The following is a 16,256-nucleotide window of genomic DNA, read 5'->3' on the forward strand; positions in this document are numbered from 1 at the left end:
TTTTTTTATTGTATTTTCCTATTATTTTCCTTATTTCTTATTTTTTTGTTATATTAATTACTTTTTTGGTTTTAAAGGATATTCCATAAAATCCTCAGCAATAATGATATTAAGATTATCGTTTTCTGCATTAAGGTTATTAACCTCATTTATATAATCATCCATTTTGTCATCATACCTTGCAGATATGTGGGTAAGTATGAGCTCCTCAACCCCCGCAATTTTTGCAATATTTACTGCATCCCCCACTGTTGAGTGCATTGTTTCTATGGCATTATTTTTTCTTGAACTGTCGAAAGTTGCCTCATGGATTAATATCCTACATCCCAATGATTTTAAAAATTCTCCAAAATCTTCAAGTGGTGTTGAATCTCCACTGTATCCTATACAAATTCCTTTTTTTGGTGGAAGAAGGACATCCTCTGGATACACTATTTTTCCATCCTTTGTTTTTACTGGATTCCCATCCTTCAATCTTTTTAAATTTGGACCAACTTCAACTCCCAGTTCAATGGCTTTTTTTAAGTTTAACTGTGGTTTCTTTTTTTCTCTAAAAACATACCCTACTGTTGGAACTGAATGATTCATTGGATAGCAGTATATTTCGTATTTCTCAGTATCTACTATTTTCATAGGTGTTTCAGTAGATAATTCATGCACTTGTATATTAAAATTTATTGAATGATACCCTATTTTTAAAATATTTTCAATGGTTTCCTTTGTTTCAGGTGGGCCATATATGTTAATAGGTTCCGTTCTTCCATTAAACCCTATTGATTGAAGAAGCCCCGGAAGTCCTAAAATATGGTCTCCATGAAGGTGGGTAATAAATATGTTGCTTATTTTCATGGGGGATATATCTGTATATATTATTTGTCGCTGAGCTCCTTCACCGCAGTCAAATAAAAATATTTCTCCATCAAATTTAAGACCTATTGATGAATGATTCCTATTCTTCGTAGGAACAGCCGCCCCAGTCCCTAAAAAAACAATTTTCATAGTATCCCACTTTGTTGATAGTGATGATGATAACGATAATAATATTTCATTTACAGCATATCCTTAGTAATGTTTTCTAAATCCTCTTCATTCATCTCATCAATCCATCCCGTAACTTCTTTACACCATTTTTCCATTGTATCCTTTATAACCTCTTTCACTTCTGAAAAAGGAACTGCTTCATATTTGTAAAAATATCCGCCTTCTTTGAGATTTATCTGTTTTCTTTTTACAAGCCCTGCATTTACTAAGCTTTGGACAGACCTTTGGATGGTGCTTCTATCTCTATTGAGTAATTCTGCTATATCATTTACCCTTGATGCACCATTTTTTAACAGTGAGAGATACACTGCTACATCAAATGTTTTAATACCGAACATACAACACATTATACTCTCCAATGTAAATGTGGAGCAGGGTGTTTTAATCATTAATTTAGCCACAATATCACCAAAACTTAATTTATACTTAATAATTTAGTATATGATTGAATAATTTAGTATTATGGAAATTTATATATATTATTTTTTATAATATATAGATATAATACAATAAAATGTTTAATTATATTCAATTGTAAATTGGGGGAAATTATGAAAGTAAAAGAAGTTATGAATCCCATGATATATAAAATAAATGAAAATGAATCATTATATGACGCATTTAAACTTATGAATGATAAGGGAATTAAAAGAATTTTTGTGGAAAATAAAGGCGAAATTGTAGGGGTTATAAGTTATAGGGATTTAGTAAATATAATCATGAATAAAAGTATATCTGAATTACTAAATATAAACAGTAAAATTGAAGATATTGCTACAAAGGAAATTTTAAAGATAAATGAAAATGAAGATATAAAAGACGTAGCTAAAATAATGGTTCATGCAGATGTATCCGCCATTCTTGTTGTAGATAATGATGATAATCCTGTGGGAGTAATATCTCAAACTGATATTTTACGTTCAATAGTTAAAGAATATTAATAAAAAATAATTAAGAAATAATGAACAAAAAATTAAGAAATAAAAAATAAAAACCATAGAATTTTTAACATTATAAAAAGAAAAGATGGAATTATGGATTTGTATTTAATTGCACAAAATTTAATAAATGATTATGGATATTGGGGGATATTTCTCATAGCTTTTACTGAGTCATTTATTCAACCTGTGCCACCGGATATATTTATAATGGGAGCTCCTGCATTTGGTTTAGACCCATTAACTTGTGCCATTATATCAACTATTGGTTCAATGTTTGGTGGGTTAACTGGACATTTTTTAGGCTATCGACTTGGAACACCTGCATTTATTAAACTTTTTGGAGAAAAATATTTAATAAAGGGAGAGGAATTCTTTGACAAATACGGCATTTGGGGTGTTTTAATAGCTGGATTTTCACCACTACCTTATAAAGTTGTGGCATGGCTTGCTGGAATCTTTGAAATGAAGATTTTGCATTTTAGTATAGGGACACTCATTGGTAGATTTCCAAGATTTTTACTTGTAGCATACTTCGGACATAGTGTTGCAGTATTCTTTGGGCTTTAAAAAAATATACGATTATAAGATGATAAAATTCATATAATCTCTTTTTACAGTCTTTTCCTTTTAAACATAACTTTTATTCTATTTTACACATTTCATTTTATCACAAAAATATGCCTATATCATCAATAGCAACAATATTTATATAAAATATTTAAACAAGTTGTTAGGGGTATCATGGAAAAAATAAAAATAGATACTGCGATATTTTTAATGTTTATAATTGTTGCAGTTTTGTTTTTACTGACAATAATTGAACCTTATAAGGTTGTATCCATAGTGGAGTGGAAAACCATATTTACATTATTCTACATATTGGTAGTTGTAAATCTATTAAAAGATTCAAAATTTTTAGAATGGATTTCATTGTCCATATTAAGCTACACCAATAGGATTTATATAATGTTGATTGTTTTAACCTTGTTTTTGTCTTCAATAATTACAAATGACATTGCATTATTCGTAATTATTCCAATTACCGGAATAGTGTCTAAATATATTCAAATGAGCAGTAGGGATTTAGAGAAGCTCTTTATATTAGAAGGAATCTCTGCAAATATTGGAAGTGCATTAACTCCTATTGGCAATCCTCAGAATCTTTTTATATTTCATTATTATCAGTTGGACAGTTTTGAGTTTATAAAAAATATGATACCATATGAGCTCTGCGGAATATTGGTTCTACTACCATTTTTAAATTTCAAGGGAATAAACTCCATTCATTTTAAAAAGATGGAATTTAAGTATGAATGGATAGCATATATTTTAATATTTATTTTAGTGGTTCTTTCAGCGTTAAATATTATAAATTATATTTATTTATTTCCAATAATGGCAATTATTTTAATTTTAAAAAGAGTTAAAGTTGATTATCTGTTTCTTTTAACATTTTGTGCCTTATTTATCGATATTGAGGGGATTAAACATTTGGGAATTATGGACTTATTTTATATACCTTGCAATGGCATTATCTTAATGGTATATTCGTCTATTCTTTCCCAAATTCTATCAAATGTCCCTACAACAATTCTACTATCGAATTTATATCCTGACTGGATTTCAATTGCCTATGGAGTTAATGTTGGGGGAAACGGAACACTAATTGCATCCTTTGCAAATTTGATAACATTGAGATTATCCAATGGAAAGATTGGCGTGATTAGGTTTTTAATATTTGGAGGGCTGATATATTTATTACATTTAATTTTGTTAATTATATATGTATCTGTGATAAATAAATGGACAATATAAATTAAATTAATAAAATAAATTAATACATTAATGAGGGATACTATGGATAAGGATAATAATAAAAATATGGATTTAATGGACGAAACTATAAAAATATCATCAGATTTAATTAAAATAAATTCAGTTAATCCGGCATTTGGTGGATTGGGGGAAATGGAAAAGGCAGAATACGTATTAACTAAATTGAATGAGTATATACAAAAGTATAATATAAAAAATTATTCAATAAAGCAATACAATACAAAGGATGATAAGGACATAATACGACCAAATATTGTGGCAAAGTTCGATTTTGGAAAAGATAGAACACTCCATATAATTTCTCATCTTGATACTGTTCCAGAGGGAGATTTAAATCTTTGGAACACGAATCCTTATGAGCCAGTAATTAAGGATGGGATGATATATGGAAGAGGAAGCGAAGACAACCATAAAGCAATAGTTTCATCCCTGTTATTGTTAAAAATGATTTTTGAAGATGAAAATAAAGATAAAATTCCAAAATATAATTTGTGCCTAATATTTGTATCAGATGAAGAATGCGGCAGTAATTATGGTATTCAACATATATTAAAACTTGACAAAAACCCAAAGGGCTTTTGTAAGTCAGCGAATCCGAAGGATTCGCTTCGATATGAAAAAGAGATTTTTGATGAAAATGATTTAATAATAATCCCAGATTTTGGAACACCTGATGGAAATTATATAGAAATAGCAGAAAAAAATATACTATGGATTAAATTTAAAATTAAAGGAAAACAATGTCATGGAAGCACACCAAACGATGGAATAAATACCGATGTTCTAATGTTCAATTTTGCAAATAACCTTTACAATATGCTCTATACTAAATACGACAAAAAGGATGAGTTATTTTCTCCGTCATACTCAACCTTTGAGCCTACCATGATTTTTAACAATGTTGAAAATGTGAATACCATTCCGGGATATGTGGAATTATGCTTTGATTGTAGAATACTCCCAGATTATGATGTCGATGAGGTTTTAAAAGATATTGATGAATTTATTGGTGATTTTAAAAATAATATTGATAAATATTTAAAATACTACGATAAAGAGGAAGAGAAAAACATATCAATTGAATATGAAATCCTACAAAAGGAGCTCTCACAAAAAACACCTGAAAACTCTGAAATAGTTGTCGAGCTCGGGGATGCCATAAAAAAGGTATTAAACAAAGAACCGATTTTATGCGGTATGGGAGGAGGCACAGTTGGAGCATTTTTAAGGGCAAAAAACTATGATACGGTTGTTTGGGGCATTGGTGAAGAAACTGCCCATCAACCAAATGAACATATAAAACTCGAAGATTTAATAAAGATGGCTAAAACATACTACGAAATTTTAAAAGAATGAAATAATAAATAATAAAAGTAAATAAAATTAATTAATTAAACCTACGGTGATTAAATGAAAATCTACTTTGCAACGGGAAATCCAAACAAAATTAAAGAGGCTAATATTATTTTAAAGGATTTAAAGGATATATCAGTTGAGCAGATAAAATGTCCTTATCCTGAAATTCAAGGAACATTGGAAGAGGTTTCAGAATTTGGAGCAAAATATGTTTATGAAAAAATGAATTATGAAAATCATGGATTTTCAAATCCAGTGGGAAAACCAATAATTGTTGAAGATAGTGGGTTTTTTGTGGAATCACTCAATGGATTTCCGGGGACATATTCAAAGTATGTTCAAGAAACATTAAGAAATGAAGGTATCTTAAAACTTTTGGAAGATAAGGAAGGCGACGACAGAAGAGCATATTTTAAAACAGTAATAGGATACTGTGATGAAAAGGGCGTAAAATTGTTTAAAGGAATTGTAAAAGGGATGGTTTCCTATGAAATAAGAAGCAAAGGATATGGTTTTGCATACGACAGTATTTTTATTCCAGACGGGGAAGATAGAACTTTCGCAGAGATGAAAACGGAAGAAAAAAGCGAAATATCCCATAGAAAAAAAGCGTTTGAAGAGTTTAAAAAGTTTTTATGCAATATGCAATAGTTTATAAATTATATACTATAATTTTTTGATACTATGAAAACTTTTGAAATATATCCAATAGGAAGTATTAAACAGTTAGAGAATAGAACAGTTTTAAACATTTTTAAAGAATATCGTGATGGATTGGATGGATTAAAAGAAGGTATGGGGATTTTATTACTCCTATGGTTTGATAGAAGCGATACTCCAGAAAAAAGAAAGATATTGAAAGTCCATCCAAGTGGAAATCCTAACAATCCAATTAGGGGTGTGTTCTCCACAAGAGCTCCCGTTAGACCAAATCCAATAGCAGCATATACTGTCAAGATTTTAAAAATAGATGAAAATAATATATTTATCGAAAAAATCGATGCCTATGAGGATACGCCAATAATTGACATTAAAATAGCTTGAAATTAATATAATAATTATTTAATTATATTTTATTATTTATTTTTCTGCACATATAACAACAAAACTTCCTTCATCATCCTTTTCATTTAATTTAACGCGATTATATACTATATTTTTATATCCAAGTTCTTTCAGCCAGTTTAAAACTTCATTTAAAGAATAAAACGTTGCATCTTTATAGAATTTACTTTTTTCTTTTTTAGATTCATAAAATTTTCCCAGTGGGCTGTCTTTATCAATCGTGCCTATAATTAGTGTCCCGTTAGGTTTCAAAATTCTTTTTATCTCTTTGAGCCCTTTGATAGGGTCTTTTAAAAAACACAGTGTTGTGGTCATCAATACATAATCAAAGAATTCATCTTTAAATGGAATATCCTCTGCAACCCCTTCATATACATTTATTCCTCGCTTTTTTGCAATTTCTGCCATGGATTTCGAAGGTTCCAATCCATACTCAATACCCAGCGGTTCTGCAAACCTCCCAGTTCCCACCCCAATTTCTAGACCCTTCTTTTTTTCTTTGGGTTTTACAAATCTCTGATTTGTATAACCTGTTTTCCTTTTGGATTTTGGAATAAATTTCTTAACGGCGTCGAGCTCTAACTCATACATTTTCTTATTTTCATCATACCATTTATCATATTCTTCTGCATATTCATCAAATGAAGTTTTGGAATGAGTTTTATCTGTCATATTTTCATACTCTCTGCTTATAGTTTATTTTATTTTTTATTTAACTTTTTATTTTTTATCAATATTATGTCTATATAACATTATATTTTTAAACTATAAACTTATAATTATCATTATGGTGATAGTTTGATTGAGGAAATCATTACGGAATCAAAGGATAAGGACGGCGTTTTAATTGATGTGGAAATCTCGCCAAATGCAAAGAAGAATGAGATTGGCGGCATTAACGAATGGAGAAAAAGGCTTATCATAAAAATAAAAGCACAGCCGATAGAGGGCAAGGCAAACAAGGAGATTATAAAATTTCTCAAAAAGATATTTAAAAAAGATGTGGAGATAGTTTCTGGATTAACCTCTTCGCAAAAAACGGTTCTTGTAGTTGGAGGAAATAGGGAAGAAATAATAAATATAATTACTCGGCAGTTGAAATAATAAGACGTGAAAATAAACCTAATCTAACTAAAAACCGTAGAAAAAGATAAAAAAGATAATAAAAAAGATAAAAAATAGATTATAAATTAAATTGATTAAAATTATGTGATATTATGGAATCTATAAATTACGCCTTAGAAACATACAGGATATGCTCACCAAAGGAAACCTGGAAAAGAATAGAACATATATTAGATAAAATAAATATTATAAATATGGAGAGAATAGACAATCTGGACAGAATAGGGATTCCAGTTTATTCTGCAACAAGATTAACTAAAAGTGGAAATGTAAAAATCCACCCTGGAAAGGGGGCAACAGATATTCAAGCAAAGGTATCCTCTGCAATGGAAGCTATTGAAAGATATTCCGCGGAATTAAGTGAAGAAGATAAAGATAAAATTATAAAAAATCCCAATAATCCTGTGGATTTAAAGGAGCTCGTGCTTTCAAATGAAGCATATAGAAATTTAAATAAATTAAACAATATTGAATGGATTAGCGCAACCGATATAATCAACGATGAAACTGTTGAGGTTCCAATAGATGCAGTATTTCACCCATATCCAGGGAAACTATTTAGAAGCCATACAAACGGTATTGCATCTGGAAACTCATTGGAAGAGGCAATTTTTCATGCTACTTTTGAGGTTATAGAACGAGATTCTTGGAGCATTTCTGAGATTTCCAAAAACACCTATAAAAAAATAAATATAGATGGAGCAAAAAATCCAATAATACATGAGCTCATGGAAAAGTTTGAAAATGCCAACATAAATGTAGTATTGAAAGATTTAACCAGTGAAGTGGGTATTCCAACAGTGGCTGCTGTGTCGGATGAAGACGTTTTAAAAGACCCTGCTCTTTTATGTATTGGTGTAGGCTGTCATATCCATCCAGAGATTGCAGTAATTAGAGCATTAACTGAGGTTGTTCAGAGTAGAGCAACGCAAATACAGAATAAGAGGGATGATACAATAAGGGGGGATATCGTAAGGAAAATAGATTACGATAGGATGAAAAAGATACATAAAAAATGGTTTGAACATAACGATGAGATAAATATAGAGGATATGGAAAATAATGCGAAATTTAACCTAAAAAAAGACCTGAATACAATTAAAGAAAAGCTAATTGGTTCTGGGTTTGATAGATTAATTGTTGTGGACTTGAAAAAAACCGATGTAGATGTTGTGAGAGTCATAATTCCAAAAATGGAAGTCTATTGCATGGATAGGGATAGAGTATCTCCGTGGATAAGAGATAGAATTAAAAAGATAAAAAATGAAAATAAGAATTAATTCAGCAAAATTTTATCATTTTTTTATTATTCCATTATTTTAATATCGAACTGGCAAAAATCATCTCCCAGTCCTGCACAGTGGGTTTCTTTTGCCTGAATACTTTTATTAAATACTTTTTCTAAACATCCTGCAATGAAACCACCTTCAAACCAGCAAAGGGATTCATTGCATTCGGGTAGCCCACTGCAACTTATACATTCATCAACCCTAATTTGTAATGGGTCTTCACTAACTATCTCGATTTTTCCTATTTTATAGTCTTCGCAAAATTTAACGATATCATCAATAGTTTTTGGGTTGAGGGATTTTCCCAATTCTTTTCCAGCATGGTATATTATACCGTTTGCCCCTCGACCCATGTATCTTTCCAAATCCATGAATCTTATCAATCTAAAAACTGTTATATCTATGTCTCTGCCTAAATCTTTTCTATTCTCTGATGAAAGCTGATTTATATCAAATTTTACCATGAAATCACACACTATTGTAAATTTGGTAGGGTTATTCTGAAAATTATGCACATGTGTAAAATTAACAGAAATAACTATGTTTAGGAGATATATAAATATTTCATTTTTTTTAATAATCATATTTAAATAATTAATAATATCTATCAAATATTAAAATACATCCATTAAAAAAATAAATTATAAATTGTATTAGTTAAAATTAATTCATTTTACAATTAAATATTCCAATAACCTCTAATTTTTTTAAACATTCCAACAAGTCCTCTTTTTTAACATCATCCACTAAAACTACCACAATCCCACCACCGCCCGCACCTGAGAGTTTTGCACCATACCCATATTTTTTCCCAGCTTCTACAACCTCATCCATCTTTTCAGTAGATACACCCAATTGTTTTAATAATTCATGGTTTTTTACCATCAATTTGCCCAACTCTTCCACGCTGTTTATGAGCTCCGCCTTATCAACAATTTCACCAATGGACTTAAATATCTCATTCTTTTTTGGATGATTTGCAACCTCATTTACGAGCTCCGCTGTTTTTTTCTTTCGTTCCTCAACATGGACTATTAAGAAATTACATTTTTTAAGTAGATTGTATAGGTTGGAGTCATTCATTGGTTCGATGTTATTATTTTTAATTTTTAATATGGTGCCGTATGTGATAGTTGCAGTATCTGTTATGCTGGCTTTTCCCTGAACTTCCTTTTCAACAGAGTATGCTATTTTAGCTATTTCATCATCTGGTAGCGTTATATCGTTTGCATGCAAAAATGACTTAATCACTGTAATAATTACAGAAGCCGATGAACCTAAACCACAGCTTACGGGAATATTTGAAAAAATATTTAGCTTAAAGGATTTTAAACTACTACCACCTAAATCATTGAAATTTAACAAATTTTTTTCAATTAAATAATTTGCAACATTTTTTAAAGAACATACAACATATTTCAAATCATTTTCATAATCGTATATATTTATATTTGGAATATCTTTAATATTTACCTCAATACATCTGTTTAGGTCTTTCAAATTTATAGTTATTTTTTCACTGTCGGAGCTCCTGCTAATTTCCCCCCTAGTTTTTAAATTAACTGCCATTGAAATTGCTCCATACCCATCAACTACTGCATGTTCTCCAAATAGTATAATTTTGGAAGGAGTTTCAATAATATTGTTTTTGTTGTTTTTGTTTTTATCCTCATCTTTATTTTTATTAATTTCACTATTAAAAACGCTATCCATTATCCCCACCTTCTAAGCCTCTTCAATACAACAACATCTTTATTGCTCACTTCCCCATTAAATTCAGCGGTCAAATATCCTTTTGTTCCAAAGGAGCCTTTTATTTTGCCTTTTATGTTTTTTTCTGGAATAATTATTTCCTCTCCAATGAGTTTTTCAGCGGAAGGTTTTGAGTTTGCTAATCCTTCAATAAATATTCTATTTTTATCTATTTTTATGGTTCCAGTTCTCTCAACCTCTTTTTTAATATTTAGGTCTTTTATTCCCACAAAATCAACTATTTCACCTTTACCACATATCCTAAGTGTTGTAGGCGGCAAATCCAACCGTGTTATAAGTATATTGTCCCCTAATTCTGCCATTACCTTTTCATCCAGTTCAAATGCACAGTAGCATTCATCCCCTTTTGCAATCTCCTTTAAAATTATATTTTCGGTTTTTCCGTTAATCTCCATCTTTTTAAATGGAACGGCAATTGCAGGAACAATTAACATTCCAACATTTAAATGAACCTTCATTTTTGGCTTTAAATTATACCTAAATATATCTGATATTTTTATTTTTGCCACGATTTTATCAACGATTTTTAATTTAGTATCTTTTGATGTTAAGACGCAACCTCTAAACACCTGTTTTGCATCAACGCCGTGAAGTGCCATTCCAACCCTATCGCCCGCGTATGCCTCCTTCACATCCTTTTTGAATCTTTGAATACTTTTAACTTTTACATCCTCCATATTTAACGGCAAAATCTTCAATTCATCGCCAACTTTTACGCTACCTTTTAATATTGTTCCAGTGATTACAGTGCCTATACCCTTTATTGGAAAGGCATGGTCTATGGGCATTTTAAAATAATCTTCTGTATTTCTAACAATATCCATACTGTCAAGGGTTTCCTTTATAGTGTTTTTCAAGTCATCTATTCCTATATTCTCCTTTGCAGAAATCTTTAATATTTTGCTACCTTTTAGGTTTTCCGTTGAATTTAAAACAGCATTTACAAATGTTTCTGTCCTTTTTATATCTTCATCTGATGCTATATCCATCTTGGTTAAAACCACAATTGTAGGTATTTTAAAATAATCGAGTATAAGAAGATGCTCCCCAGTCTGCGTTTTTGGCCCCTCTCTTGCATCTACAACCAGAAGTGCCAAATCGATAATATCTGCGGCACTAACTACCGCCTTTATTAAATCCGCATGTCCTGGTGCATCTACAAGAGTGATTAGATAATCGTCTATGCTAAATGATGAAAAACCAATATCTATTGTAATTCCTCTCTTTTTAGATTCTGGAAGTCTATCAAGAGATGATGTGGAAGCTATTTCCGTTAAAACTCTCGCCAGTGATGTTTTCCCGTGGTCTATATGTCCAAATATTCCCAAGTTTATGTTCTTAACCATGATATCCCTTAAATTTATATTTTATTAAAAATAATATAGAATAATATAGAATAGGAATAATTATAAAATAATAACCGTCTATTTATAGAGTGATTATTTATAAGGTAGTTTATAGTAATGTGCTTATATTAATTATAACTTATGGTGATATATTGATACCTGATTCATTGAAAAAAGAAATATTAATAATGGGATGTGGCAATTTATTATTTGCAGATGATGGATTTGGATATGAAGTAATTACACGACTGGAAAAAATGGAGCTCCCAGAAAATGTTGAAATAATTGACGCTGGAACTGGCGGTTCGTTCTATTTGATGTCAATAATGGATGGAGAATGCAAGGTTAAAAAAATAATAATCGTTGATATTATTGATTTTGGTTTGCCCCCTGGAACATTGAAAAAGTTTGGTGTGGAGGAGCTCCCAAATATTGATAAATATAACTTTGATGCTCACGACCTTCCACTTGCACCTTATTTGATAGATGCCGATAAAAAAGGTATAGATATCGTAATAATTGGATGTCAGGCAAAAGAAGTATCCAATCCCGACATTAAGATAGGTTTGACTGATGAAGTCAAAAATTCCCTTGATGATGCAATTAAAATGGTTTTAGAGGAAATTAACAAAAAATAGGATTTTTATTTTTTTATTTTACTTGACAAAAACACTTCAAGTTTTTGTAAGTCAGCGAATCCGAAGGACTCGCTTCGATATATTTATTTTTATTTTTTTCCATTGTGTGATTAAATTATTCACACAATCGTAATGTTTATATACCATTAAATTTACTTATTAATATGTGATTAAATTATTCACACATGACCCAATCTAGCTTATATTACTTACTGTATAAATATTTTTAATATTTAATATTTTCCAACAAAGGTGGTAAAAATGTACGAATGGAAGTTAAATGAAATCGTTGATAACGGACTATGTGCCAAATGTGGAACATGTGTTGTAGTATGTCCAAATAACCTATTGGCATTTGAGGATACTCCAAAGCTAACTGATGAATGTTTAAGAAAAGGACACGGAATGTGTTATGACGTATGTCCAAGAGTTTCATCAGGAAAGTATCAAATAAAAATCAGGGAAAACTTCAAAGAAGAGTATTTCTACGGAAAAGGAGATGTAGAAGGACAGGATGGTGGAGTAGTTTCAACATTTTTAAAGTACCTATTGAAAAACAAAAAAATAGATGGGGCAATAGTAGTTGGGGATGAATGCTGGAAACCGGTATCATTAATTGTCCAAAATCCTGATGATATAGAAAAGGCGGCAAAATCAAAATACGCTATATCAACATTGGATGCTTTAAGGGAAGCAGGCGAAATGGGTATTGAAAAAGTAGCAGTCGTTGGACTACCATGCCAGATAGCAGGTCTTAGAAAACTTCAATACTTCCCATACTTAGCAAAGTATGATGGAGAACTGGGTAAAAATGGAAAGTTGGCAAAATTACCAAAAATAGAATATCTCATTGGATTACTTTGCACTGAGAAGTTTGAATACGATGGATTAAAAGAAACCCTTGCAAAAAACAACATAAACATTGAAGATGTAAAGAAATTCGACATTAAAAAGGGTAAATTAATAGTAATTACAGAAGATGAAGAGTATAAAATACCTTTAAAAGACATTGAAATGAATGCTGGCTGTAAGATGTGTAGGGACTTTGATGCAGAAATGGCTGATGTATCAGTTGGATGCGTTGGAAGTCCAGATGGATATTCAACAGTTATAATAAGAACTGAAAAAGGGGAAGAAATTAAAAACGCAGTTGAATTAAAAGAAGGTGTAGATTTAGATGCAATTGAAAAATTGAGAGAATTGAAACTTAACAGATTTAAAAAGGAACTTGAAAGAAGAAAAGAAAATAACGAAAAGATATCATTCTACTGGGTTGCTGACTATGCTGGAGTTGGTAAAAGGGCAGATGGAACTCACTTCCTAAGAATCAGAGCAAAACCTGCTGGATGGTACTCAATTGATGAAGTTAAGGAGATTGTAAAAATAGCTGAGAAATATAACGGTAAAATAAAAATGACAAACAGAGGAGCCTTCGAAATCCACAACATAAGTCCATTTGATGCTGAAGACATGGCATTAGAGCTCGCTGAAAAAGACCTCCTTACAGGTTCAGAGGGACCACTTGTAAGGGCAACCCTTGCATGTCCTGGGGAAGGAAACTGTGGAAGTGGGCTGATAAACACCACAGAGTTATGCTCAATTATTGAAGATAATTTCAAAGAGCATCCCGCACCATACAAATTCAAAATTGCAATAAGTGGATGTCCGAACAAATGTGTAAGACCTCAAATCCATGAAATAGGTATAGCAGGAGTTAAATTCCCAATAACTAATGAAAACTGTAATGGATGCGGAAGATGTGCAGATGTTTGTAAGATTGAAGCCATAGACATTAGAGGGGAAACTTCATACACAAACTACAATGTATGTATAGGTTGTGGTAAATGTATAAAGGCATGTCCAAATGAAGGTAGGGACATAAAAGAAGAAGGATACATGGTATATGTCGGCGGAAAATCAGGAAGGGAAGTAATTGAAGGAATAAGCATGAAATTAATGAGTGTAGAAGAAATACTTAACTTAATTGATAAAGTATTAATTGTATATCATAAATATGCTAAAAAACCACAGAGAGAGAGACTAGGGGCAGTTATGGCGAGAGTTGGAAAAGGAAAATTCTTAGAAGAAGTTAAAGAATTGATGGAAAAAGAATAACCCTTCCAACCTTGCTTTTTCTTACTCTACTATCTTCTTATTTTAATAACTTTATTTTAACTATTTATTATTTTTTTATTTTATAGGGGATTTTATGAACTATAATGTTGTTTTTCATCTTGAAGATGGCGATTTAGAAAGGCTCAATATTGCCTCAACATGAGCTCTAACCTATTAAAGAATATAAAAACCGCTAAAATTGCAGTGGTTTCAACCCACAATGCTCCAAAGTTATTTTTAAAAAAGAACTTAACTGGGGATACATACGAAAGGATAAGATTTTTGGCATCTAAAAATGCAAAATTTTTTGTATGCCATAATGCCTTGGAGGACTTGGGCATTCATGAATCAGAACTTATTGTTGAATGTAGGTAATTCCCGCAGGAATAGTTAAGCTCATAGAACTTCAAAATAAGGGTTTTGCATACGTTAAACCTTAATACATGAGGGCGTATAAAATTCACATTAATTAAACTTTTGAATATATTAATTATCTTATTCTTTAACATAATACTACTTACTTATTTTTAAAAAATGTAAGAAATTACCAAGGTGATATGATGAAGAATATTAAGGAGCTCGGTAAGATGATGGAAGAACTATTAGGATTAAACTATCCAGCAGTTGCCGTAAAACTTGCAAAATCCCATGATGATATACCAGAAGGATACAGCGAGATAAACGATAAGATAAGACACTGTGAAATGATTCAAAAAGTAAGAAAAGAAGGCATAAAATTCTATGCCACAAATGAAAATCATTTATGTAAAGGGGGAGCTCATAATATTGGGGTCAATCAAAGTCCCAATATAGAAGACTTGGAAATAAAATTACATGTGAAAATGGGAAATTTTAAAACCCATGAAAGTTCAAAGAAAACCATGGAATTGGTTCCGAAAATTAGAGAACAAATGTATGCAAGTGTTTATGCACCGCTAAGTGATGCAGATTTTAAACCTGATTCAATAGTTGTAATTACCACCCCAAAGATAGGGCTTAGGTTATCCCAAGCATTATTATACAAGAAAGGTGGGAGAATCCATGCAAGCTTTGCAGGAACTCAGTCTTTATGTGGCGATGCAGTTGCAGCAGTTAAACTCAATGGGACAGCAAATGCAACATTGGCATGTAATGGTTCAAGAAAATATGCAAAAATCGAAGATAATGAGATGGTGATTGCATTCCCTCCATCGGAATTAGAAAATATAATTGACGCATTGAAACATTTTAGAGAAGCATGGAACAAATAGTTAAAATTGCCTTTGATAAATTTTTTACATATATATTATTTTTCGTAAATGAAATTTTTTGTAGGTATTTGCCACCGTATGTTTTATTCAATATTTACAGCAATATATATTAAACGTTTTTTCTTATTATTGTGTTATTTCCATAAATGTTGTGATAAGACTATATTCATTTATAACTTTACAATATAAATGTGAGCTCCGCCAAAGAATTAAAATAGTAAAAAACATAGCTATGAACTTAACAATATAAAAACGTGCAAATATACAAATGTATATTATATTTGAAATATCTTGAAATATAATCATCATAGCAAAATAACAATATTCATAATAATGATAAACAGAAATTGAAAATAAAATACACCATATTCACTATGGAATATGGTTAAACAATTGCTCCTTATCCACTACGGAATAAGGATTAAACATATGAGAAAAGAAAATAAGGTTATTGCAATAAATAATATATTGCAATATTTAA

The 16,256-nt window shown here is 30.7% G+C and carries 18 protein-coding genes; 12 read left to right on the plus strand and 6 right to left on the minus strand.

The genetic code is table 11. The features are described from left to right. Positions 1-57: 57 nt before the first annotated feature. Together rnz and Mjas_RS01960 are read right to left on the minus strand one after the other, a co-directional pair. The gene (gene rnz / locus Mjas_RS01955; RefSeq protein ID WP_421078118.1) at positions 58-999 is read right to left on the minus strand and encodes a ribonuclease Z; all 942 of its coding nucleotides are present in this window, start codon (positions 997-999) and stop codon (positions 58-60) included. Positions 1,000-1,049: 50 nt separating this feature from the next. Further along, complete coding sequence (locus tag Mjas_RS01960) at positions 1,050-1,442, minus strand: helix-turn-helix domain-containing protein (RefSeq protein ID WP_421078119.1); 393 nt, start codon at positions 1,440-1,442, stop codon at positions 1,050-1,052. Positions 1,443-1,592: 150 nt separating this feature from the next. On the opposite strand from Mjas_RS01960, the gene Mjas_RS01965 reads away from it, so the two are divergent. The 6 genes from Mjas_RS01965 (at position 1,593) to tsaA (ending at position 6,218) form a co-directional block, all read left to right on the plus strand. Continuing rightward, a complete protein-coding gene (locus tag Mjas_RS01965) occupies positions 1,593-1,982 on the plus strand; it encodes an HPP family protein (protein WP_421078120.1) in 390 nt (129 codons plus the stop codon). Positions 1,983-2,075: 93 nt separating this feature from the next. Further along, on the plus strand, positions 2,076-2,549 hold the full coding sequence (locus Mjas_RS01970) for a YqaA family protein (protein ID WP_421078121.1): 474 nt from the start codon (positions 2,076-2,078) through the stop codon (positions 2,547-2,549). A gap of 174 nt (positions 2,550-2,723) precedes the next feature. Beyond that, on the plus strand, positions 2,724-3,797 hold the full coding sequence (locus Mjas_RS01975; protein WP_421078122.1) for an SLC13 family permease: 1,074 nt from the start codon (positions 2,724-2,726) through the stop codon (positions 3,795-3,797). A 66-nt stretch (positions 3,798-3,863) separates the two neighbouring features. After that, the gene (locus Mjas_RS01980) at positions 3,864-5,174 is read left to right on the plus strand and encodes a M20 family metallo-hydrolase (protein WP_421078551.1); all 1,311 of its coding nucleotides are present in this window, start codon (positions 3,864-3,866) and stop codon (positions 5,172-5,174) included. Between the two features lie 54 nt (positions 5,175-5,228). Further along, positions 5,229-5,825, plus strand: coding sequence for an XTP/dITP diphosphatase (locus Mjas_RS01985; protein WP_421078123.1), 597 nt, complete (start codon positions 5,229-5,231; stop codon positions 5,823-5,825). A gap of 33 nt (positions 5,826-5,858) precedes the next feature. After that, positions 5,859-6,218 (plus strand): tRNA (N6-threonylcarbamoyladenosine(37)-N6)-methyltransferase TrmO, encoded by a 360-nt coding sequence (gene tsaA / locus Mjas_RS01990; protein ID WP_421078124.1) that lies wholly within the window; start codon positions 5,859-5,861, stop codon positions 6,216-6,218. A gap of 36 nt (positions 6,219-6,254) precedes the next feature. Here tsaA and Mjas_RS01995 read toward each other — a convergent pair whose 3' ends face one another. Beyond that, on the minus strand, positions 6,255-6,911 hold the full coding sequence (locus Mjas_RS01995; protein ID WP_421078125.1) for a methyltransferase domain-containing protein: 657 nt from the start codon (positions 6,909-6,911) through the stop codon (positions 6,255-6,257). Positions 6,912-7,037: 126 nt separating this feature from the next. On the opposite strand from Mjas_RS01995, the gene Mjas_RS02000 reads away from it, so the two are divergent. Together Mjas_RS02000 and Mjas_RS02005 are read left to right on the plus strand one after the other, a co-directional pair. After that, on the plus strand, positions 7,038-7,343 hold the full coding sequence (locus Mjas_RS02000) for a DUF167 family protein (protein ID WP_421078126.1): 306 nt from the start codon (positions 7,038-7,040) through the stop codon (positions 7,341-7,343). Positions 7,344-7,456: 113 nt separating this feature from the next. Continuing rightward, positions 7,457-8,644 carry a YcaO-related McrA-glycine thioamidation protein gene (locus Mjas_RS02005; protein ID WP_421078127.1) on the plus strand — a complete coding sequence of 396 codons (1,188 nt, stop codon included), beginning with the start codon at positions 7,457-7,459 and terminating at the stop codon, positions 8,642-8,644. A gap of 26 nt (positions 8,645-8,670) precedes the next feature. Here Mjas_RS02005 and Mjas_RS02010 read toward each other — a convergent pair whose 3' ends face one another. The 3 genes from Mjas_RS02010 to selB all read right to left on the minus strand — a co-directional run bounded on the left by Mjas_RS02010 (position 8,671) and on the right by selB (position 11,775). Beyond that, positions 8,671-9,117, minus strand: a complete 447-nt coding sequence (locus Mjas_RS02010) for a DUF2507 domain-containing protein (protein WP_421078128.1) — start codon at positions 9,115-9,117, stop codon at positions 8,671-8,673. A gap of 199 nt (positions 9,118-9,316) precedes the next feature. Next, the gene (gene mvk, locus Mjas_RS02015; protein WP_421078129.1) at positions 9,317-10,366 is read right to left on the minus strand and encodes a mevalonate kinase; all 1,050 of its coding nucleotides are present in this window, start codon (positions 10,364-10,366) and stop codon (positions 9,317-9,319) included. Next, complete coding sequence (gene selB / locus Mjas_RS02020) at positions 10,366-11,775, minus strand: selenocysteine-specific translation elongation factor (RefSeq protein WP_421078552.1); 1,410 nt, start codon at positions 11,773-11,775, stop codon at positions 10,366-10,368. Before selB ends, mvk begins: the two co-directional genes overlap by 1 nt. 149 nt (positions 11,776-11,924) lie before the next feature. On the opposite strand from selB, the gene frhD reads away from it, so the two are divergent. The 4 genes from frhD to Mjas_RS02040 all read left to right on the plus strand — a co-directional run bounded on the left by frhD (position 11,925) and on the right by Mjas_RS02040 (position 15,775). Continuing rightward, complete coding sequence (gene frhD / locus Mjas_RS02025) at positions 11,925-12,410, plus strand: coenzyme F420-reducing hydrogenase, FrhD protein (protein WP_421078130.1); 486 nt, start codon at positions 11,925-11,927, stop codon at positions 12,408-12,410. Between the two features lie 261 nt (positions 12,411-12,671). Continuing rightward, positions 12,672-14,525 (plus strand): Coenzyme F420 hydrogenase/dehydrogenase, beta subunit C-terminal domain, encoded by a 1,854-nt coding sequence (locus tag Mjas_RS02030; protein WP_421078131.1) that lies wholly within the window; start codon positions 12,672-12,674, stop codon positions 14,523-14,525. A 159-nt stretch (positions 14,526-14,684) separates the two neighbouring features. Further along, positions 14,685-14,900, plus strand: a complete 216-nt coding sequence (locus Mjas_RS02035) for a hypothetical protein (protein ID WP_421078132.1) — start codon at positions 14,685-14,687, stop codon at positions 14,898-14,900. Positions 14,901-15,085: 185 nt separating this feature from the next. Continuing rightward, entirely contained in the window at positions 15,086-15,775 is a 690-nt protein-coding gene (locus Mjas_RS02040; protein WP_421078133.1) for a DUF169 domain-containing protein, read from the plus strand. The last annotated feature ends 481 nt before the right edge of the window (positions 15,776-16,256 follow it).

Source organism: Methanothermococcus jasoni (assembly GCF_049075655.1).
Taxonomy (GTDB): domain Archaea; phylum AGJL01; class Methanococci; order Methanococcales; family Methanococcaceae; genus Methanofervidicoccus.